We start from the raw sequence: 20,089 nt of genomic DNA on the forward strand, positions 1-20,089 counted from the left end.
TTCAAGTACGTGCCGTCCGCGCACCCAGGCGGGTGCCATCAGGAGACCCCCGAGATGCGAATGTCGCCTCGCTCGTTGTTGGCCGCGCTCAGCGCGGTGTTGCTGTTCCAGGTCGGGTGCTCGCGGGAGGACCCGAAGCCCTGTGAGGGGACGGGCTGCACCCAGGCCGCTGTCTGCGGCAACGGGGTCCAGGAGGAGGGGGAGGCGTGCGACGACGGCAACAAGGTGGGCGGCGACGGCTGTGAGGCGGACTGTACCTCCACGCCCACCCGGCCGCAGGCGGCCTGTGGCAACGGCCGGCTGGAGGGCACGGAGGTCTGCGACGACGGCAACCTGACGGGCCAGGATGGCTGTGAGGCGGACTGCTCGCTGACGCTCACGCGCTGCGCGGCGGCGGACGCTCCGCCCCTGGCGAGCGGCGCCACGTGCGAGGTCTCCAAGCCCGGCAACGGCGCGCGCCTGTTCACGGGCCTGGTGCTCAAGGACGACGAGACGCTGGTGGGCGGCCAGGTGCTGGTGGACGCCAGCGGCGTCATCACCTGCGCGTCGTGTGACTGCTCCGCGGAGGCGGGCGCGGCCGAGGCCACGCACGTGGCGTGCCCCACGGGCGTCATCTCCCCGGGCCTCATCAACACGCACGAGCACGTCACCAAGCAGAACGGTCCGTTCGCCATGACGGACGAGCGCTACGAGCACCGGCTGGACTGGGTCGTCGGCCTGGGCAACCACACGCGCATCGCCAACAGCACGCGCTCGGCGGTGGACGCGGTGAGCTACATCGAGCTGCGCCACCTGCTGGCGGGCACCACGTCCATCGCGGGCCTGGGCGGCGCCGCGGGCCTCTTGCGCAACGTGGACCAGCCGATCAGCCGTCTGGAGGGCCTGGACCAGTGGAGCACCGCGTCCGTGGACTTCCCGCTGGGCAGCCGCGAGACGGACATCAAGACCAACACGTGTGACTACGTCAGCATGCCGCGCACCTCGGGCCTGCCGAACCACGGCACGTACCTGCCGCACCTGGCCGAGGGCATCGGCGAGGAGGCGCTCAACGAGTTCCGCTGCCTGTCGACGGGCATCAACGACGTCATCCAGCCGCGCACGTCCCTCATCAGCGCGGTGGGCGTGACGGCGAAGGAGATTGCGCTGATGGCGGAGCGGGGCACGGGCCTCATCTGGTCGCCGCGCTCCAACGTCGCGCTGTACGGCGACACGGCGATGGTGACGGCGTACAAGCGGCTGGGGGTGAACATCGCGCTGGGCACCGACTGGGTGCAGTCGGGCTCCATGAACCTGCTGCGCGAGCTGAAGTGCGCGGACACGCTCAACACCGTGCAGTTCGACCGGGCCTTCAGCGACGTGGACCTGTGGCGGATGGTGACCAGCCAGGCCGCGGAGGCGGTGGAGATGCAGGCCGGGGTGGGCCGCATCGCCCCGGGCAAGCTGGGCGACCTGGCCATCTACTCGCTGCGCACGCACGCCGCCTCTCCGCACCGCGCGGTCATCAGCGCGGAGGCCGCGGACGTGGTGCTGACGATGCGCGGCGGCAAGGCGCTCTACGGAGACCAGGCGCTGGTGGGCGCGCTCGTGTCCGGCGCGGAGCCGTGTGACGCGCTGGACGTGTGCGGCAGCGGCAAGACGGTGTGCGTGCAGTCGGAGCTGAAGAAGACGCTGGCCACGCTGGAGGCGGCGAACCCGGAGGCCTACAAGCTGTTTGCCTGCGGCGTGCCCGAGGGCGAGCCGGTGTGCGTGCCCCGCCGCATCTCCAACAACCCCAGCTTCCCCGCGTCGGTGAAGCGCTCGAACGTGTACTCCGGCGAGAGCCGCTCGGATGACCCGGACGGCGACGGCCTGAAGGGCAACGCCGACAACTGCCCGTTCGTCTTCAACCCCATCCGTCCGATGGACGGCGGCAAGCAGGCGGACTCGGACGGCGACGGCGTGGGCGACGCGTGCGACGTGTGCCCGCTGAACGCGAACACGACCACATGCACGACGTACACCGCGGGCGACGACGACCATGACGGCCACCCCACGTGGCAGGACAACTGCCCCTACGTGGCCAACCCGGACCAGGCGGACCAGGACGGCGACGGCAAGGGCGATGCGTGCGACGCGTGTGCCTCCGACCCGAACCCGGGCCACCTGGGCTGCTCGGCCGCCTCGGTCCACGAGCTGAAGACGCAGGACGGGGATGGGCGCTATCCGTGGGTGGGCAAGACGGTGACGTTCAACGACGTCGTCGTCACGGCGCTGGTGCGCGGCGCGCTGACGGAGATGGGCTTCTGGGTCCAGGTGCACCCGCTGCCGCCGGGGCTGGGCGTGGAGAACTCGGGCATCTACGTGTACGCGCCCAAGGACGACCTGGTGGTGGGGGACCGGCTGGACATCGTCACGGCGACGCTGACCATCTACCAGGGGCTGCCGGAGCTGGTGGACGTGAAGTACCGCAAGCGCGGCGCGGGCAGCGCGCTGCCGACGCCGGTGGCCGTCACCACGGCGGACGTGCGGACCGGTGGGCCTCGGGCGAAGGCGCTGGAGGGCGTGCTGGTGGACGTGTTCGACGTGACGGTCTCCAGCGGCGTCGACTCCTTCTCGCAGTTCCTCGTCAACGAGAGCGGGGACCCGGGGCAGGCGGGGTTGATGGTGGATGACTTCGCCTACAGCTACCGGGACCCGGCGGTGGGGACGAAGTACGGCGCGCTGCGCGGGGTGCTGACGTACATGTTCAGCGACTCGAAGGTGTTGCCGCGCAGCTCGGCGGACCTGATGCCGCCCATGCCGACGCTGGCGAGCTTCGGGCCGGGGGCGTACGTCCGCCTGGGCGGGACGGGCGCGGTGAGCACCTTCCCGCAGGTCCTCACGCTGACGCTGTCGGGCACGTACACGGAGGCCATCGACGTGGCCGTCACCTCCAGCAACAGCGCCGCGCTGCGCGTGGTCAACGACGTGGTGCGCGTGCCGCGCAACCAGAGCTCGGTGGAGGTGAAGGTGGAGGCCCTGGCGCCCGCGGAGAGCGTGGTGCTGACGGCCACGCTGCGCGGGGTGTCGCGGCAGGCCACGGTGCGCGTGCTGGGCCAGGACGAGCAGGCGCTGGTGGCGCGATTGTCGCCCGCGGAGGTGACGATGGTGCCGGGCGGCTCGGTGACGTACACGGTGTCGTTGGACCGGCCCGCGGCGGACAACGCGTCCGTGGCGCTGTTCGCGGTGCCGGAGACGGGGTTCGGCACCTTCACGCCGGCGGTCTCCGTGCCGGTGGCGAAGAACGCGCTGCAGACCACGTTCACCTTCACGCTCGACGAGGCGGCGGCGGGGCCCTCGGGCACGGTGGCGGCGGTGGTGGGGACCAGCCAGGCCAGCTCCACGGTGACGGTGGACCTGTCGTCGCCCAGGCTCGTGTCGCTGTCGCCGGCGGGGCCGGTGTCCGTGCGGTACGGCGAGACGCAGGAGTTCCGGGTGACGTTGTCCTCGGCGCCCGCGCAGGACCTGGCGGTGACGTTGGGGGCGGCGCCGGGGACGGGGGTGACGCGCTACGGCTCGGTGCCCGCCACGGTGACGGTGCCGGCGGGGAGTACGGAGGCCACGTTCCTGTTCACCGCGGACGCGGAGGGTGAGGGGACGGGCACGGTGACGGCGTCGCTGCTCGGCGTGAGCCGCGCGGCGACCGTCACGGTGACGCCGCCTCCGGCGAAGCTCGCCTCGCTGACGCCCTCGACGGCGACGGTGTTCTTCGGGGCGAAGCAGGGCTTCACGGTGACGTTGGACCGCGCGGCGCAGGCGGGTGGCGCCGTCGTCGCGGTGGCGCTGACGCCGGAGACGGGCCTGGGGACGCTGGAGTCCGCCACGGTGACGGTGGCGGAGGGGCAGCGGACCGCGCAGGCCCTCTTCACCGCGGGCACCGAGGCGGCGACGGGGACCTTGAGCGCGACGTACGCGGGGGTGACGCTGACGGCGCAGGTCTCCACGGCGGAGCGCCCCGAGCTGAATCACCTGTTGGTCAACGAGGTCGACTACGACCAGCGCAGCACGGACACGCGGGAGTTCGTGGAGCTCTTCAACCCGACGCCGGCCGCCGTCTCGCTGGATGGGTTGTTCCTGGTCTACGTGAACGGCGGCGTGGCGCAGCCGGCGAGCTACGCGAAGATCGACCTGAAGAGCGTGGGCACGCTGGGGCCTGGGGAGTACCTGGTCGTGGGACCGGAGGCGGTGATTGGCGTGCTTCGTGACCAGCCGGGCGTGAAGGTGCTGCTGTCGACGACGGCCATCCAGAATGGTGGCACGGCGAGCAGCCCCTCGGCGGACGCGGTGGCCCTCTACGACAGCCTCCAGGACGCGATTGTGGACTCGCTGTCGTACGAGGGCCCGGTGATGCAGGCCACCATCAGCGGTTCGCAGAAGCGGTTCGACCTGCAGGAGGGGCCGCGGAGCACCGTGGGTCTGGTGGACATCGACACGGTGGAGGGCTCGCTGTCGCGGATTCCGAACGGCTCGGACACGGACGACAACGTGGAGGACTTCCGGTTCACCACGCAGCTGACGCCGGGGGCGCCGAACGTGCTCGTCGCGCCCTGACATGAGTCGGGGTTGAGGTTCGGGCGGCTCCCGGTGTCTGGGGGCCGCCCGAGTCGTTGTTGGAGTCAGCCGTCCTTGCGCGCGAGGGCGCCGTTGGCCAGCAGGCCGTCGAGGGCGGCGGCCATCGGGTCGTAGTCGAGGGTGGTGCGGAAGAGGTTCTGGTACATGAGCGCGCCCATGTAGCCGCCGAAGATGCCCTGGGCGGCGACGTGGGGGTCGAAGTCCTGGCGGAACTCACCGGTCTTCTGGCCGTGGCGGAGGATGCCGCCGAGGATGTGGGAGTACAGGCCGAGCTTCTCGCGGATGGCCTCGGCGACGCGCTCGTTGGAGTCGGCGGCCTCGGCGGCGAGCATGCCGAAGAAGATGCCGCACTCGCGATGCTCCCCGAGGAACTCGTGGGTGCGGCGGGTGAAGGCGAGGAGCTGCTCGCGGGCGGAGAGGGAGCGGTAGTGGGCGAAGAGGGGTTCGAAGGCGATGACGTAGCGTTGGTGGAGCTCGTCGATGGCGGCGAGGAGCAGGTCTTCCTTCGCGGGGAAGTGCCAGTACAGGGCGCCGGGCGTCATGTGGATGGCGCGGGCGAGGTCGGCCATGGTGGTGGCGAGGAAGCCACGCTTGGCGAACAGGGTGATGGCGGCTTCGAGGATGTCCACGCGGGTTCGCGCGGAGCGTTCCTGCTTGAGCTCTCGTTTCGCTGGTTCCTTGCCCATGGCGGCGAAAACCATACCCCGAGGGTCTCGGGTCACCAGCGTCACCGTGTGGATTTCGGGCGGAACGCTAACGGGTGGGCAGCTCGCGGAAGATGATTCCAGAGAGCTCCAGGCGCTGCACTGCGTCCATGAAGCGCTCGGTGCCGACAATCACGGTCGCGAAGTTGCCCACGCGGAACAGGTCCAGGTCCGGGGGCAACGAGGCGGCATCCAGGATGGGCTCATCCGGGAGGCTGAAGCCTCTGCGGCCACACATCTCGCACCGTGGGGGCACATCCGGAGGGATGCAGTCCGGGTGCAGTTGGCCATGGGGTTCGAGTTGGAGTTCCAGGAGCTCCGGTGGGTTCTTCTGGCGGATGCGCAGCTCGGTGGGGCAGCCGAGGAGACCCCGTATCCCTTCCTCTTGAAGGCTCTCGAGGGAGTCCCGGCGAATGAGCCACATCGAGCTCGCTTGGGCGGTGAACGGACCGAACTTCCCGGACGCCGTTCCTACGAGAGGTCCGAAGAGAGCTCCGGGGGGTAACTCGGCATGGGGTGGCGCGAGGGGACGTACCAGCTCGCGAAGCCGTGCGAATTCGGCGAAGGGCTCGGGGCGTGCTCGCTCGAACTCGCGGCGTTCCGGCAGTTGGGACAGATCCACGGCGGGGTATTCATGCCCCGCGCCTGCCCAGGTGTTGCCGCACGTGGGGCAATGCACCCCGGGAAGCCCCCACTTGTGACAGGCGTCGATGACCGCCGTGACGGTGACTTTGTCCTTGAGCAGCCGAAAGTACCGGGTCATGTGCCGGAGGCTCTCATGTCCCTGGACGCTGGTAGTAGGGCTGAATCGGGCCGCCCATCAGTTCGAACCGGTGAATCAGCTCTCCAGCAAAACGATAGATCTCCATGGGGGTTGCGGCTGAGTTGTTGTCCCTGAACTCGCGCCACGCATCATTCCACGCCCCGCCCTTGCCGTTCCCATCGTGGATGCGTCGGTGGACGTGGAGCGGAATGGGCATGGTGTAGTGGTGGATCTTCACTCCCTGTCGGTCGAACCACATGGCAAGCTCCGGTGATTGCGGAAAGATGTGGTGCTTCTCCCAACGTCCCTTCGGGAGCTGATGTGAGGGCGGGATGACCTGGGAGGGCGCGCCGTTCCAGTTGGGGAACGTCATCACCCAACCCTTGGGAAGTTGCTGCGCGCCTCCCCAGTTCCTCCTCGGTCCACTGCCCGGAGCCGCGGCGGCGGCAGGTGGCCGCGAGGGAGGAAACCGCGTCAGCTCGATGGCGCCGGGCGTGCTCTCGCAGGGATAGAACCCACAGGTGTCTCCCAGACACAGCAGGGTGACGCACTGGTCCTCGCTCGAGGCGTCGCACTCGGTCTCCGCCTCCTCCCAGGCCTGCTGTGCCACGGAGGGCGCGACGCTGGCGCAGCCCAGCCAGGAGACGGCGAACAGCGAAAGGCAGACGGCGAGTCGGGTTCGCATGGTCAGACAGACCTAGCATCCAGGTCTGTCATGACTTGTCAGGCCAGCAGCGTCACCTTCACGATTTCGGGCGGCGCGCCGACGCGCAGCGGAGGCCCCCAGAAGCCCGTTCCACGGCTGACATACAGGTGCTTGCCGTCCTCCTGGAAGTGTCCCGCGTCGTGCTCCCAGATGGCCGACACCGCGAGCGTGAAGGGGAAGAACTGTCCTCCATGCGTGTGCCCCGACAACTGCAATCCCATCCCCGCCTGCGCCGCCACCCGCCAGTTCGAGGGCTGATGCGCCAGCAACACCGCCGCCCGCTCCGGCTCGCGCCCCTTCACCGCCGCCTCCAAGTCATACCCTCGCACGCCCGTATGCCCGCCGGACCAGTCATCCACGCCCACCAGGTCGAACGACGCCCCCGCATCGCCAATCCTCACATGCCGATTGCGCAGCACCTGGATGTCCATTCCCTCCAGCGCCTGCGCCCACGCGTCCTGGTCCCAGTAGTACTCGTGGTTCCCCGTCACGAAGTACGTCCCGTGCCCCGCCCGGAGCTCCCGCAGCGCCGCCACCGCGGGCCCCAGTGATGCCACCTTCCCGTCCACCAGATCTCCGGTGATGGCCACCAGGTCCGGACGCAAGTCATTGCACCGGGCCACCAGCTCATCCATGAACCGCCGCTGGATGACCGGACCCACGTGGATGTCACTCAGGTGGACGATGGTGAACCCATCCAACGCCTTCGGCAGCCCCGGCAGCTTCACCGCCACCTCGTTCACCACCGGCGGATGGAACGCCCGCCACGCCCCGTAGCCCGTCAGCCCTCCCGACGCGAGCAACGCCCCGCCCGCTGTGGCCCGCGCCAGGAACCGCCGCCGCTCCACGTTCACCTCGGCGGGCGCCACCTCCACCTCCAGCCCGCTCCCCGCGCCCTCCACCACGGCCATCAACCCGCCCGCCACCACGCTCCCCGTGTCCGCCTCCGGCACGCGCGCACGCGTCAGCCGTCGACCCAGCGCCCGTGCACCGCCGATGCCCCACAGCGCGAGCAGCAGGTACAGCGCCGCGCCCATCCACATCCACACGCCCGTGGCCACCGCGAACAACGCGTCCATCGGCAGCAAGCGCGTCACGGACCAGGACAACACCAACAACGTGCCCAGCGCCGTCAGCACCCCCATCCCCACCCGCCGCCATCGCGCGTCCTCCAGCGTGTCCGCGAACAGGCGCCGATACAGGTAGATGTGGACGGCCACGGTGATGAGCCCCGTGAGCACCGCGAAGACGATGAAGCGCGCCGGTGAATCCATGTCCCCCAATACTCCCCCGAGCCCCACGCGCCGCAAGGCGCTCCTCCGTGAAGAAACGTGAATCACCCCGCGTGTGCGCCCATGGCCCGCCTGCCCGCCCGGGAGGCACCAGGGTCCCTCCTGACGCGGGCCGATGACGCGACGTCACGTGCACGCCCGGGCGAGCAAGCTCACGCTCCGTGCTTCTCATTCCCCAAGGACACGATGTATGGACGGCCGCTTCTCGCTGGAGGCTGAGTGATGCGGATGGACAACCTGAGGGTGGGCGCGGGTCTCCCACTGTTCCTGGTGCTGGGCCTGCTGCTCGCAACGGGATGTGACGGTACACCCTCTCCCGAGGCCCTCCCCGAAGCGCGGACCTCCCGCTCCCAGGCCCTGGAGGCCGCGTCGTCCCGGGTCGCCGCTGGTGGCCAGCACTCGCTCTACGTCACCCCGCTCGGCACCGTGTGGGCCTGGGGTGGCAACGCGTCCGGACAGCTCGGCTCCGGCAGCATGTCCTTCCAGCGCGTCCTCGCCCGACAGGTGCCGGGACTGAAGGACGTCCTCGCCGTCTCGGCCGGCAACCTCCACTCGCTCGCGCTGCGCTCGGACCGCACCGTGTGGTCCTGGGGCGGCAACACCTCCGGGCAGCTCGGCGATGGCACCCTCGTCGACCGCGCCACGCCCCGTCCGGTGCCCGGCCTCTCCGAGGTGGTGTCGGTGGCCACCGGCGAGTTCCACTCGCTCGCGCTGCGCTCGGACGGCACCGTGTGGGCGTGGGGCAGCAACTTCTACGGACAGCTCGGCCGGGGCCACACGCAGCAGGGCCCCTCGCCCGCGCAGGTGGTGGGCCTGACGGACGTGGTGGCGCTCGCGGCGGGCTTCGACTTCTCCCTGGCCGTGCGCTCGGACGGCACCGTGTGGGCGTGGGGCGCGAACGCCTCCGGTCAGCTCGGCGATGGCACCACCACCCAGCGCCTGTTGCCCAAGCAGGTGCTCTCGCTCGACGGCGTCACCTCCGTGGCCGCGGGCCTCTATCACGCGCTCGCGCTGCGCAAGGACGGCACGGTGTGGAGCTGGGGCAGCAATGGCTCCGGGCAGCTCGGCGACGGGTCGTGGGCGGACCGCTCCACGCCGATGCAGGTGCTCGACGTGAAGCACGTCCGGTCCGTGAGCGCGCAGGAGGCCGGCTCGCTGGTGCTGCTCCAGGACGGCACCGTGGCCGCATGGGGCCGCAACACGCAGGGGCAGCTCGGCGACGGCACCACGAACGACAGCAACTTCCCGGTGAAGACGAAGGGGCTGGGCTCGGTGACGGAGCTGTCCGCGGGAACCCAGCACGCGCTGGTGCTGCGCGCCGACGGCACGCTGTGGACGTGGGGTGGCGGCGCCTCCGGTCAGCTCGGCCATGGTGGCGCGGAGCGCCTGCTGTCACCCGAGGTCGTCACGCGCCTGTCCGGTGTCACCGCCGCCGCGTCCGGCAGCTTCCACTCCCTGGCCACGCTGTCGGATGGCTCGGTGTGGAGCTGGGGCCGCAACGCCAACGGGCAGCTCGGCGACGGCACCACCACCGAGCGCATCGCGCCGGTCCGGGTGACGAACCTCACCGCCATGGTCTCCGTCGCCGCGTCCGGGCATCACTCGCTCGCGCTGCGCTCGGACGGCACGGTGTGGAGCTGGGGGCGCAACGCCAACGGGCAGCTCGGCGACGGCTCCACGAGGGACCGCGCCATCCCCGCGCCCGTGGCGGGGCTCCAGGGGGTGACGTCGCTGGCCGCGGGGGGCGGGCATGTGCTGGCGCTGCGCGCGGACGGCACCGTCTGGGCGTGGGGCTACAACGGCGTGGGGCAGCTCGGCGACGGCACGACGAAGGACCGCCTCACTCCGATACAGGTGCCCGGCCTGTCCGGCATGGTGGCCGTGGCCGCGGGCACGTACTTCTCGCTGGCGCTGCGCTCGGACGGCACCGTGTGGGCGTGGGGCGACGGCTTCGAGGGGCAGCTCGGGGATGGGACCGGAGCCCAGCGCGTCGCGCCGGTGCAGGTGGTGGGGCTGACGCGCGTGGTGAAGCTCGCGGCGGGCGGGGCGCATGGGCTGGCGGTCCGCGACGACGGCACCGTGTGGGCCTGGGGCGACAACGCGGACGGACAGCTCGGTGACGGCTCGTGGACGGACCGCTTCCGCCCGGTGCAGACGGCGGGGCTCACGGGCGTCGAGTCGGTGTCCGGCGGCCAGTACCACTCGATGGCGGTGATGAAGGATGGGACGCTTCGCTCCTGGGGCGCGAACACGTACGGCCAGCTCGGCGATGGAAGCATCGCGTCGCGCGTGGTGCCCGGTGGAGTGCCCGGTATGTCGCAGGTGAAGGTGCTCGGCGCCAACTACATGCACGTGCTCGCGGTGCGCCGCGACGGGCGGCTCCTGGCGTGGGGCTACAACCGCTTCGGCCAGCTCGGCCTCGGCGCGGTGGGGTGGAGCGCGCAGCCCGTCCTGGTGCTGGGGCTGGGACAGGGACGGCGGCTGTCGGCGGGCAGCTCGCACTCGATGCTGGTGCGCTCCGATGGTGGGGTGCTGGCGTGGGGACAGAACACGTCCGGACAGCTGGGTGATGGCACCACCACGCACCGCGCGGCGCCCATCGCCGTGCAGGGCTTGCCGTGCACGCGCTCGGTGGCGACGGGGGCGCGGCACTCGCTGGCGCTCGCGTGTGATGGCTCCGTGTGGGCGTGGGGCGCGAACGCGCGTGGACAGCTCGGTGAGGGCTCGCTCGAGCCGCGTGTCACGCCGGTCCCCGTCAGTGGCCTGCAGGGTGTGGTGGCCGTGGCCGCGGGCGGTGACGCGTCGATGGCGTTGCGCGCGGATGGCTCGCTGTGGACGTGGGGAGCCAACGAGCGCGGACAGCTGGGCGATGGCACCCATCTGGACCGCACCACACCCGCGCCGTTGAAGAGTCCGTCGAACATCGCCTCGATGGTGATGGGCGTCGGGCATGCGCTCGCGGTGGGCACGGACGGCGCGGTGTGGGCGTGGGGGACGAATGACAGCGGGCAGCTCGGCGATGGGAGCACGGTGTCCAGTGCCACGCCGATGCGGGTGAAGGGCCTGGAGGCGGCGACGGGTGTGAGCGCGGGGCTGTCCTACTCGCTGGCGGTGCTGAGTGACGGCACGGTGTGGGCGTGGGGCGCGAACATCAGCGGTCAGCTCGGCGACGGCACCAACGAGTCGCGCGGCACACCGAAGCCCGTACCGCTGCTCGCGGGCATCAAGGCGGTGGCCGCGGGCGCGCATCACGTGATGGCGCTGAGCCAGGACGGCTCGGTGTGGGGGTGGGGCGACAACGGCTACGGGCAGTTGGGGGACGGCACGCACTTCCTGCGCTTCAAGCCGGTGCCGGTGGTGGAGCTGTCCAACGTGGCGGAGGTCGTCGCCGGTGAGCAGCACACGCTGGCGCTGCTGGGCGACGAGAGCGTGCGCTCCTGGGGCAGCCACGAGTATGGCCAGCTGGGTGACGCGGAGTCCGGCCCGCGGACGATGCCCGTGGACGTGAAGCTGCCGACGTCGAAGGACTTCGCGCCCGTGGTCACCGTGCGCGCCTGGCATCAGCATGCCGCGGCGGTGCTGGCCGACGGCTCCGTGCAGACGTGGGGCATCAACTCCCACGGGCAGCTCGGGGATGGCACCACGGAGAGCCGGTCCATGCCCACGACGGTGGAGGGCCTGACGAAGATGCGCGACGTCGCTCCGGGCGCGTGGCACACGCTGGCGCTGGCCGAGGACGGCACGGTGTGGGCGTGGGGCAACAACGTCTTCGGACAGCTCGGCGACGGCACCACGACGAACCGCACGCGGCCGGTGCAGGTGCTCGGCCTCCTGAATGTCGTGGCCATCGCCGCGGGCAGCTACCACTCGCTCGCGGTGGACGCGGACGGCGCCGTGTGGAGCTGGGGCTACAACGTCTTCGGACAGCTCGGCGACGGCACGGCCGAGGCGCGCGCGTTGCCCACGCGCATGGTGGACATCGACGGCGCGGTGGCCGTGTCGGGCGGAGACCATCACTCGCTGGTGCTGCGCGGCGACGGGACGCTCTGGGCCTGCGGCCACAATGCCTACGGGCAGCTCGGCGAGGGGACGTCCACCAACCGGATGACCCCCATGAAGGTGATGGACCTGGAGGGCGTGAGCGCCGTGCAGGCGGGGGGCTACCACTCGCTGGCGCTGCGCTCCGACGGGACGGTGTGGTCCTGGGGCGACAACAGCCACGGTCAGCTGGGCGATGGGAGCCTGTCGACGCGCATCTACCCGGAGCCCGTTCCGGGCCTCTCGGCGGTGAAGCGCCTGGGCGCGGGCGCCTACCACTCCTTCGCCGTGGGCGACGAGGTGTGGACGTGGGGACGCAACTCGCACGGGCAGCTGGGCACGGACGACTGCGACAACCGGCTGGAGGCGACGCCGGTGAAGGGGCTCGCCGGCGCGATGATGGTGTCGGGCGGCGGCGAGTTCTCCGTGGCCCTCGACATGGAGGGACAGGCGCGCAGCTGGGGCACGAACTTCCACGGCACGCTGGGCGTGGGGCTCCCCGGTCAGCGGGCCGTGCCGGGCGTCGTGTCCCTGCCCTGAGTCGAGTCCTCGTCGTCCGGAGCGGGCGTGGTCCCACCGCTCCGGGCGCCGTGTCCGAAGCTCAGAACCGCAGCCCGGGGCCCAGCCGCTTGATGAGCGGAGCCAGCGCGTCCGGGTCCAGGCCGATGTCGAGCAGCTCCAGGCGGCGCAGCGACGGCAGGGACTTGGGCGAGCGGAACGCCAGCGCGCCCTCCTCGGTGACCTCGTTGCGCGACAGCTCCAGTCGCTCCAGGCGGGGCAGTCCCGTGCTCTTCGAGAGCGCCACCGCCGCTTCATCGCTCAAGTCATTGCGGTTGAGCGCCAGCCACTGGAGCGTCTCCAGGCCCTTGGCGCGGGCGAGCGTCGCCACGCCGTCGTCGGACAGGCCGCTCCCGGACAGGTACAGCCGCTCCCAGGGGACGGTCGCCTTCGCGAGCACCGCCGCGCCCTCGTCCGACAGCGCGCTGCTGGAGAAGCTCACCGAGCGCAGCGCGGGCAGCACCGGCTTCTGCGTGAGCGCGCGCAGGGACGCGTCCGTGGCGCCCGCGAGCACCAGTCCCGACAGTCGCTCCGTGCGAGGCGCGGACACCAGGGCCCGGACCGCGGCGTCGACCCCCGAGCCCTTCAGCCGCAGCCAGCGCACCTGGGAGAACCAGGGCTGCTCGGCGGCGAGCCCCAGACCCACACCGTCCCGGACCGCCACGCACAGTCGCGACACCGGCTCCCGCGCGAACAGCTCGTGCCCGTGCAGGGCCAGCTTGTCCTCGGCGAGGTCCAGCTCCTCGATGAATCCCCGGTGGTAGGTGGGCTCGTGCACGCGCGCGTCGCGCAGGGGCTTGAGCCAGGCCGCGCCATGCTCGTCGAGCAGCGCGCGCTGACGCAGCTGGAGCGACCTGCGTCGGGCCGGGTCCATGCGTCCGGGCAGCGCGAGCTGCACGCGGATGAACTCGGCGCGCGCGGGGTCCAGCGCTTGAAGCGCGTCCGCGCAGGCGAGCCTCGCCGCGTCGTCGTCGGGCGCCCGCACCACCTTCGAGAGCAGCGTGTCGAAGTCGCTCATCGCCCCAGCAGCTCCTTTACCTCGGCCTGCCAGCGTGCGCCCAGCTCCGGGTGCACCATGCGCACGTAGGCGGCATAGCCCTCCAGATACGCCGGGAAGTCCGGACGGCCGCGCGCCTGCGACTCCACGCCGTGCTTGCGGCAGTTGGCGAGGATGGCCTTGAAGCGGCGGCGCTCCTCGCGGGGAATGGCCACGCGCTGGTTGACGGTGAGCCCCGTCACCCGCTGGCGTCCCGCCTGTCGCATGACGCGGCGCTTGGGGGCGTTCTCCGTGAAGCCCTCCTGCTGGAGGATGGCGTTCACCCACCAGAAGAAGCGGCCCAGCTTCTCCGGCGGCTTCGCGAAGGAGAAGGACAGGTCGTCCGCGTAGCGCGTGTACGCGGCGCCGGCCTTCGTCGCCAGCGCGTGCAGGCGCGCGTCCATGCGGCGACAGACGAGGTTGGCGATGGCGGGCGAGGTCGGCGCGCCCTGCGGCAGCACGCCCGGCCACACCACGGTGCCGTCCGACAGCCGGGGGCGCCAGGTGGTGAGCCCCGCGAGCGTGGAGGCCACCTCGTCGTTGTAACCGTACGCCTCGAAGAGGCCCTTCACGCGCCGGTAGTGCACGGTGGGGAAGAAGTCCTCCAGGTCCACGCGCACCACCACGTTCGCTCCCACGTGGGCGTTCGCGTTCGTCACCGTGGAGCGGCCCGGCACGAAGCCGTGCACGGCGTCATGCGTGGGCAGGTGCGCGAGCAGCCCCTCGAGCAGGGCACGCTGCGCGGACTTGAGCTTCTCGCGGGGCGCGCAGATGCGACGCACGCCACCGGAGCGCTTGGGGGCCTCGAACTCCACGTAGCCGGAGCCAGGGCCGGAGCCGGGGCGCATCAGCGCTTCCAGCTCCGACTCCTCCACGCCCACGAGGCGCGCCACGTCCTGTCGGCTCTCGAGCTTCGGCAGGGTGGGGAGGTCGGGCTTCTGCTTCACCTTGCCGCGCGAGTGGGGATACAGGCCGTAGAACCAGCCGGTGGGATTCCAGCCGCCCAGGGCCATGGGGCGGGGACGTCGCGGCGGCGCGATGCGCGTGTCGGGCAGGGACACGTCCGCGAGGCCCAGCTTGCGCACGGCGGCGCGCGCGGCGGTGGCCACGCGGGTGTCTGCGTCCTTCACGCGGCGACGCAGGTGCCCGGCGGCGATGAGGCGCGGGAAGAGCAGGGGGATGAGGCGCACGGCCTCCAGGCGCTCGCGCGGGTCCTGGCTGTTGAGGCGACGGGAGACGGCCTGGCTCCAGTGGCGGCTGACGTAGAAGCGGGCGACCTCGTACTCGGCGAGACCCTGGTGGCGCTCGAGCAGACCGGTGATGCGGCTGAAGTTCCCCTCGGGGTCCTCCATCAACGGCTTGAGCTCGAGGAGGAGTGAGACCAGGTCCATTCACGTGCTCCGGGACCACCGATGAGACTGCGCGCTCCTGGGGACGCCGCCACCTGCACGGCAGAGGCGGACGAGGTCGGGGAAGCCCGCCAGGCGGACCTCGTACCGCGTCGTCCTTCAATGGGTGTCATGGGCAGCCGCGACGTGACATCGCGGACGGAAGGCTGGCTGCACGCGACCCCAGGAGCGGAGCGAAGCTGACCACATCCTTCACGATGAAGGAAGGTCGTCCAGCTCGGCCGGGCCCTCTTCGTCCATCAGGGCGAGCAGCGCTTCGCGAGGGCCTCCGGGAGCCCGGCGCACCAGGGAATCGAGGAGTCGTCCCTGGTCGCGCACGCGCTCACCGTGGGCGCGCATGGCCTCCAGCGCGTCGGGTTCCATGTCCGGGCGGGACAGCACGTCGAGGTTGTGGAGCAGCTCGCGTCGGTTGCGCGGCGCGGTGAGGCTCGCGCTGACGCCCGGCTGGGAGAGAGAGTAGCGGTAGCAGTCCACCGCGGTCGGGAGGGGCGTGTCCTGGGGCCCGCCGGGGACGGGCTTGAGCAGCCGGCCGTAGCAGGTGGTGGTGAAGGTGAGGACACCGGTGCCACGACGTCGGGCCTCGGGGAGGAAGGCGGCCTCTGCGCCCGGGTGCGCGGCGCTGTGGCGGGTCATCACCACGGGCCAGTCGTGTCGGTCCAGGGCGTCTCGCGCGAGGTCTCTCAGGTGCGTGGAGAAGCCGAAGGCGCGCAGCTTGCCCTCCGCGCGGAGCTGCTCCAGCACGGCGTGGTTCTCGTCGGAGAGGCGCTCGGGTGCGCGGACCCAGAAGAGCAGGAAGACATCGAGCCAGGTGGTGCGCAGACGGCGCAGCGCGGACTCCACGTCACGACGGATGGCGGCGGCGCCCGAGTGGTAGGTGCCCGCGATGATGACGGACTGCTCGCGGGTGTTCCGGCCTCCGCGGAGGAACTGCGTCAGCGCGGCGTAGCGGGGCTCCCAGAAGAACGTGTCGATGCCGGCGTCGCGGGCCTCGAAGAAGGGCTCGCGCGTGGTGAGGTGCGCGCCGGAGAGGACGAGGGGAGAGACCGTCAGGCCCGTGCGCCCGAGTGGCCGTGCGCTGGCGCGTGGGATGAATGGGCGGGGCGCGGGGCGCTCCCGGGGGCGCGAGGAGGTGGTGGGGCGCTGACGTGCCAGCTCGGGTTCGTCGGCGAAGAGAGGCTCGGGGAAGGTGAGCGCGAGGGCTCGCAGATGGGGGACGACGCGGGGGGACTCGGTGGTGCCGCCGAGGGACTCACGGAGTCGGGCGAAGGCGTCGTCATCCGCGCGGCGCAGACGCCACGTCCACGCGGCGATGCGCAGGTCCACGGTGTCGTCCGTGGTGGGCTGGCGCAGGAGCGCGTCGAGGCGGGCGTCGAGCGTCTCACAGGACTCCAGGGGCGAGGCCGCCGCCGTGCGGACCATGAGCTCGGTGTCGCGTGACAGGCGCAGGAGCGCGCGCAGCTCCGTGTCTCCGCCCTCGGGCGAGAGGTGCTCCGCGGCGCGGGCACGTATCCACGGGTCCGGTGAGCCGCAGCAGGCGAGGGCCACGACGGTATCGAGAGCGGGGGCTTCAGCGCTCTCGGGCGAGAGCCGCTCGGCGGGGCGGGATTGCATCCACGCGCCAGGCGGGCCACTGCGTGTGAGCGCCTCGGGCGCTGAGGTCTCATCGCTCTCAGCGGGGTGAGTCCGCATCGCTGGAGCAGGCGGACCGCTGCGTGTGAGCGCCTTGGGCGCTGAAGTCTCATTTCTCGCAGCGGGGTGAGTCCGCATCGCTGGAGCAGGCGGACCGCTGCGTGTGAGCGCCTCTGGCGCAAGGGCCTCATCGCTCTCGGTGGAGAGCGGCTCCCTGGAGTGGGCTCTCTTCCCTGGCGCACGCGAACCGTTGCGTGCGAACTCTTCGGTGGACTGGGGCGCTGGGGCGTCGTTGTCCTCGGACGAGGGATGGCCCGTGGCTCGGGTGCGCATCCCAGCGCCGGGTGAGTCGCCGCGTGAGAGCATCTCGGTTGCGGGGCCTTCGTCAGCGAACTCGCGTGCGTGTGTGAGCACCCACTCCAGCGCCTGGCGTCGCACGGTGGCGTCCGCGTCGTGGAGACAGACGTGTGCGGCGTCGTCCACGTCCAGCACGGCGGCTCGCAGCCACGGGTCTTCGTGGGCACGGGCTTGCTGTCGCTCCGCGTCGCTGAGTCCACCCAGCGCGGACAATGCGGCCAGGGCCGTCGCGCTCGTCGCGGGGTCCTCGTCCCATGCGAACTGTCGGAGCACGTCGAGGTCCTGCTGATGTGCCGCGGCGGAGGTGACAGCCCTGCGCTCTCTCGCCGTCCGTGCCTTGGGCGCGAAGGCCATCAGCGCCTCGACGAAGTCGTCGAACGCGGCGCGGGCCTTGGGCCGTTGCTCCCACGCCGCGATGACCTCCTCGCGCACCGTCTCGTCCCCGTCGCCGAGTGCATTCAACACGTCGCGACGATGCGTCGGAGCATGCACGAGCGCACCGAGCGCCGCGCGGCGGTACGCGGCGTCCGGATGCGCCATCCAGGCACGGAGCTGGGACACGGGGTCCTGGAGACCGTGCTTCACCGCGATGCGCCCGGCCCACGCCAACGCGCCGGGCCTGGGCTTCGGAAGGGACTCGAGGACCCGCTTCGCGAGCGCGACCTCATCCACGGGTGGCCGGTCGAGCAGCGCCTGCGCCTCATCGCGCGCATGCGGGACACGCGGCTCGTCCAGCCAGCGCATCGCGAGACGGATGGCCTCGACGTCCTTGCGCTCCCGCAGTCGCCGACGCGCGAGCGCACGCAGCGGCTCGTGTGGATCTCCCAGCCACTCCACCAGCTCACGCGCGGAGACGGACTCGGCGGAGCGTGCCTCCAGCCGCGCGGTGGTCACCGCCGGGTCCTCGCTGGAGAGAGGCTCGGCTCCGGGCGCCACCGCGAGAGCCGCGAGCGGCGCGGGGAGCGGGACGTCGTCCCGAGCACCGGTGTTCCACTCGGACTCCAGCCACGCCACCGCCGCGCGCACGGGGCCTTGGGTGTGTCTCGTCGCGGCCTGCCGGACCTCTTGCCGCAGGGCTTCGTCCTCCGCGCCCAGCCACGCCAGGGCCTGCACCGACGCGTGGCGCACGCGCCAGAACGGGTCCTCCAGCGCCGACAGCAACACCTCCACGGCGTCCGCCCCAGCGACGGAGGCCGAGGCGCGCACCGCGGCCCGCCGCACCCACCACACGGGCTCCTGCCGCACGGCCCGTGTCGCGGGCGCGAGCAGGTCCTTCGCCCCCAGTCGCGCGAGCGCGCGCCACGCCCTGTCCCGCACCATCGGCATGGCGTCTCCGAGTGACTCCAGGAGCGCGGGCGCGAAGCGTCCGTCCCGCGCGTCCCCCAGTCGCCGCGCGGCGATGGCGCGCACCTGCGCGTCCTCGTCCGTGAGCAGCGCCTGCCTCAGCGCGTAGCGCCCGTCGAGCCGCGAGCCGTCGACGGTGCCCGCCGCCTCGCGCCGCACCGTGACGTCCTCGTCGAGCAACCGCACGGTGGCCAGGTCCCAGTCGAGCATCGCCCGCGGACTCTATGCGCCCTGGTACACTGCGGACATGCCCGACATGCTGGCCATCATCAGCAAGGCGATTTTCGAGAAGGAGGCCGTCGGTCTGTCTCCCGGCAAGGTGCTGCCCACGGACCGCTATCGCAGTCAGAGCAAGCACCTGGCGCCGCTCGAGAATGGCGGTCGCCTCTTCCTCGTCACCGTGCGGCCCCCGGACGAGGCCCTGTGGCTCGTCGCCGTGCTCGAAGGGCTGTCCCTGGATGACGACGGCTGGGTGGGCCGCAAGAACCGCGTGCCCATCACCGACGTCACCACCGCCATCCCCAAGCTGCGCTTCGAGTCCGGCAAGGGAATCCAGGCCGCGAAGGGCGCGCTGGGCATGTCGCTCCAGACGCCGCGCACGCTCACCTCCGGAGACGTGGAGCTGCTCCTCTCCAGCGCGGGCGCAGGCCCCCTCAATCTCACCGCGCACCAGGAGGGCTCGGCCCTGCCGTGCCTGTGCAAGCAGTGCCTGCCCGCGAGCCAGGAGCACGCGCAGGCCCAGGGCATGCGCTTCGTCCGCGCCCAGGTCGAGACGGGCGGCAGGCTGCTCTACTACTGGCTGCCCGAGGAGCTCACGAAGCAGGCGCGCGCGGTGTCCAACGCGGTTCGCGGCGCGCTCGTCGGACGGCTCGGGGCCTGAGTCGGGGCTGGCGCTTCGTCCGCGCCCAGCGCTGATTCTCGAGGAGCGCCGCGGTCCGCCGGGCATGCCCCGCCGCTCGGCGTGCGCTCATCGCCACCGTCGCGGCTCGGAGGGGCGATGGCCCCTCGCCCGTGGGACTACGGCTTCGCGTCCGGAGCGGACAGCTCGGAGCCGATCTGCCGCCACTCCTGCGCGTAGGCGCCGCGGGTGAACGAGCGCAGGTCGTCGCTCGTCACGGTGCCCCGCGCCATCGCGGTGTCGAGCGCGCGGACGACCGCGGCCCGGTGCGGCTGCTCGACGTACGGGTTGCCCTCGCGGAACACCTCGCCGAAGAGCGACTCCAGCCGGCCATCCTGCTTCAGCCGCTCGACGATGCGGGCCTGCGAGGCGGGCTCGTCCGCGTGCGCGTGCAGCATCGCGGAGGCCATGCCGCCCTGCGCGTCCGCGTCGGAGAACTCCGAGAGCAGCTCCAGCTCCGCGTCCGCACCGGCGATGGCCGAGGCCTCGGAGGAGGCGGGCGTCAGCGGGCCACCCCCCAGTGCCACCGCCGGCGTGGCGCGAGGCGTCGGACGGCGGTCCGGCTCGAAGTCGCTGCGCCCCTGGAACGGACTCACCGCGCGAGTTGCCTGGGCGTCCTTCTTTCCGGGGTTCTGCTGCGCGCCCTTGTTGGCGGCGGAATCCGCCCGCTCCGTGCTGGAGCGCTCCGGCACGGAGCTCTTCGGCGACGACGAACGGTTTCCACCATCAATGCGCGACATGCGTGCGCTCCAGGAAGACTGCGAG

11 protein-coding genes are annotated in these 20,089 nt (G+C 71.6%); 3 read left to right on the forward strand and 8 right to left on the reverse strand.

Annotated elements, in window-relative coordinates; all coding sequences use genetic code 11:
- Positions 1-54 precede the first annotated feature (54 nt).
- Complete coding sequence (locus K8640_RS04605; protein WP_223745956.1) at positions 55-4,569, forward strand: amidohydrolase family protein; 4,515 nt, start codon at positions 55-57, stop codon at positions 4,567-4,569.
- Between the two features lie 65 nt (positions 4,570-4,634).
- Here K8640_RS04605 and K8640_RS04610 read toward each other — a convergent pair whose 3' ends face one another.
- The 4 genes from K8640_RS04610 to K8640_RS04625 form a co-directional block, all read right to left on the reverse strand.
- Positions 4,635-5,276 carry a TetR/AcrR family transcriptional regulator gene (locus K8640_RS04610; RefSeq protein ID WP_223745957.1) on the reverse strand — a complete coding sequence of 214 codons (642 nt, stop codon included), beginning with the start codon at positions 5,274-5,276 and terminating at the stop codon, positions 4,635-4,637.
- Between the two features lie 67 nt (positions 5,277-5,343).
- The gene (locus K8640_RS04615) at positions 5,344-6,057 is read right to left on the reverse strand and encodes a double-CXXCG motif protein (protein WP_223745958.1); all 714 of its coding nucleotides are present in this window, start codon (positions 6,055-6,057) and stop codon (positions 5,344-5,346) included.
- Positions 6,058-6,070: 13 nt separating this feature from the next.
- A complete protein-coding gene (locus tag K8640_RS04620; RefSeq protein WP_223745959.1) occupies positions 6,071-6,742 on the reverse strand; it encodes a TIGR02269 family lipoprotein in 672 nt (223 codons plus the stop codon).
- Positions 6,743-6,780: 38 nt separating this feature from the next.
- Positions 6,781-8,037 (reverse strand): metallophosphoesterase, encoded by a 1,257-nt coding sequence (locus K8640_RS04625; RefSeq protein ID WP_223745960.1) that lies wholly within the window; start codon positions 8,035-8,037, stop codon positions 6,781-6,783.
- A 240-nt stretch (positions 8,038-8,277) separates the two neighbouring features.
- Between K8640_RS04625 and K8640_RS04630 the strand changes: the two genes are divergently transcribed.
- A complete protein-coding gene (locus K8640_RS04630) occupies positions 8,278-12,633 on the forward strand; it encodes an RCC1 domain-containing protein (RefSeq protein ID WP_223745961.1) in 4,356 nt (1,451 codons plus the stop codon).
- Between the two features lie 61 nt (positions 12,634-12,694).
- On the opposite strand, the gene K8640_RS04635 is transcribed toward K8640_RS04630, so the two are convergent.
- The 3 genes from K8640_RS04635 to K8640_RS04645 all read right to left on the reverse strand — a co-directional run bounded on the left by K8640_RS04635 (position 12,695) and on the right by K8640_RS04645 (position 18,636).
- The gene (locus tag K8640_RS04635) at positions 12,695-13,669 is read right to left on the reverse strand and encodes a TIGR02996 domain-containing protein (protein ID WP_223745962.1); all 975 of its coding nucleotides are present in this window, start codon (positions 13,667-13,669) and stop codon (positions 12,695-12,697) included.
- Positions 13,666-15,078 (reverse strand): reverse transcriptase family protein, encoded by a 1,413-nt coding sequence (locus K8640_RS04640; protein WP_223745963.1) that lies wholly within the window; start codon positions 15,076-15,078, stop codon positions 13,666-13,668. Before K8640_RS04640 ends, K8640_RS04635 begins: the two co-directional genes overlap by 4 nt.
- Before the next feature lie 210 nt (positions 15,079-15,288).
- On the reverse strand, positions 15,289-18,636 hold the full coding sequence (locus tag K8640_RS04645) for a HEAT repeat domain-containing protein (RefSeq protein WP_223745964.1): 3,348 nt from the start codon (positions 18,634-18,636) through the stop codon (positions 15,289-15,291).
- A 37-nt stretch (positions 18,637-18,673) separates the two neighbouring features.
- On the opposite strand from K8640_RS04645, the gene K8640_RS04650 reads away from it, so the two are divergent.
- Positions 18,674-19,306 carry a hypothetical protein gene (locus K8640_RS04650; protein ID WP_223745965.1) on the forward strand — a complete coding sequence of 211 codons (633 nt, stop codon included), beginning with the start codon at positions 18,674-18,676 and terminating at the stop codon, positions 19,304-19,306.
- A gap of 137 nt (positions 19,307-19,443) precedes the next feature.
- Here the strand turns inward: K8640_RS04650 and K8640_RS04655 are convergent, their stop codons facing one another.
- Positions 19,444-20,064: a hypothetical protein gene (locus tag K8640_RS04655; RefSeq protein WP_223745966.1), complete on the reverse strand. Its 621-nt coding sequence runs from the start codon at positions 20,062-20,064 to the stop codon at positions 19,444-19,446.
- Positions 20,065-20,089 lie beyond the last annotated feature (25 nt).

The organism is Myxococcus sp. XM-1-1-1 (assembly GCF_020037095.1).
GTDB classification, from domain to species: domain Bacteria; phylum Myxococcota; class Myxococcia; order Myxococcales; family Myxococcaceae; genus Myxococcus; species Myxococcus fulvus.

What these genes read in the sequence shown, in the direction of transcription:
- K8640_RS04605 (WP_223745956.1), top strand. Translation starts at nt 55, where the DNA reads ATGCGAATGTCGCCTCGCTCGTTGTTGGCCGCGCTCAGCGCGGTGTTG.
- K8640_RS04610 (WP_223745957.1), bottom strand. Translation starts at nt 5,276, where the DNA reads ATGGGCAAGGAACCAGCGAAACGAGAGCTCAAGCAGGAACGCTCCGCG.
- K8640_RS04615 (WP_223745958.1), bottom strand. Translation starts at nt 6,057, where the DNA reads ATGACCCGGTACTTTCGGCTGCTCAAGGACAAAGTCACCGTCACGGCG.
- K8640_RS04620 (WP_223745959.1), bottom strand. Translation starts at nt 6,742, where the DNA reads ATGCGAACCCGACTCGCCGTCTGCCTTTCGCTGTTCGCCGTCTCCTGG.
- K8640_RS04625 (WP_223745960.1), bottom strand. Translation starts at nt 8,037, where the DNA reads ATGGATTCACCGGCGCGCTTCATCGTCTTCGCGGTGCTCACGGGGCTC.
- K8640_RS04630 (WP_223745961.1), top strand. Translation starts at nt 8,278, where the DNA reads ATGCGGATGGACAACCTGAGGGTGGGCGCGGGTCTCCCACTGTTCCTG.
- K8640_RS04635 (WP_223745962.1), bottom strand. Translation starts at nt 13,669, where the DNA reads ATGAGCGACTTCGACACGCTGCTCTCGAAGGTGGTGCGGGCGCCCGAC.
- K8640_RS04640 (WP_223745963.1), bottom strand. Translation starts at nt 15,078, where the DNA reads ATGGACCTGGTCTCACTCCTCCTCGAGCTCAAGCCGTTGATGGAGGAC.
- K8640_RS04645 (WP_223745964.1), bottom strand. Translation starts at nt 18,636, where the DNA reads ATGCTCGACTGGGACCTGGCCACCGTGCGGTTGCTCGACGAGGACGTC.
- K8640_RS04650 (WP_223745965.1), top strand. Translation starts at nt 18,674, where the DNA reads ATGCCCGACATGCTGGCCATCATCAGCAAGGCGATTTTCGAGAAGGAG.
- K8640_RS04655 (WP_223745966.1), bottom strand. Translation starts at nt 20,064, where the DNA reads ATGTCGCGCATTGATGGTGGAAACCGTTCGTCGTCGCCGAAGAGCTCC.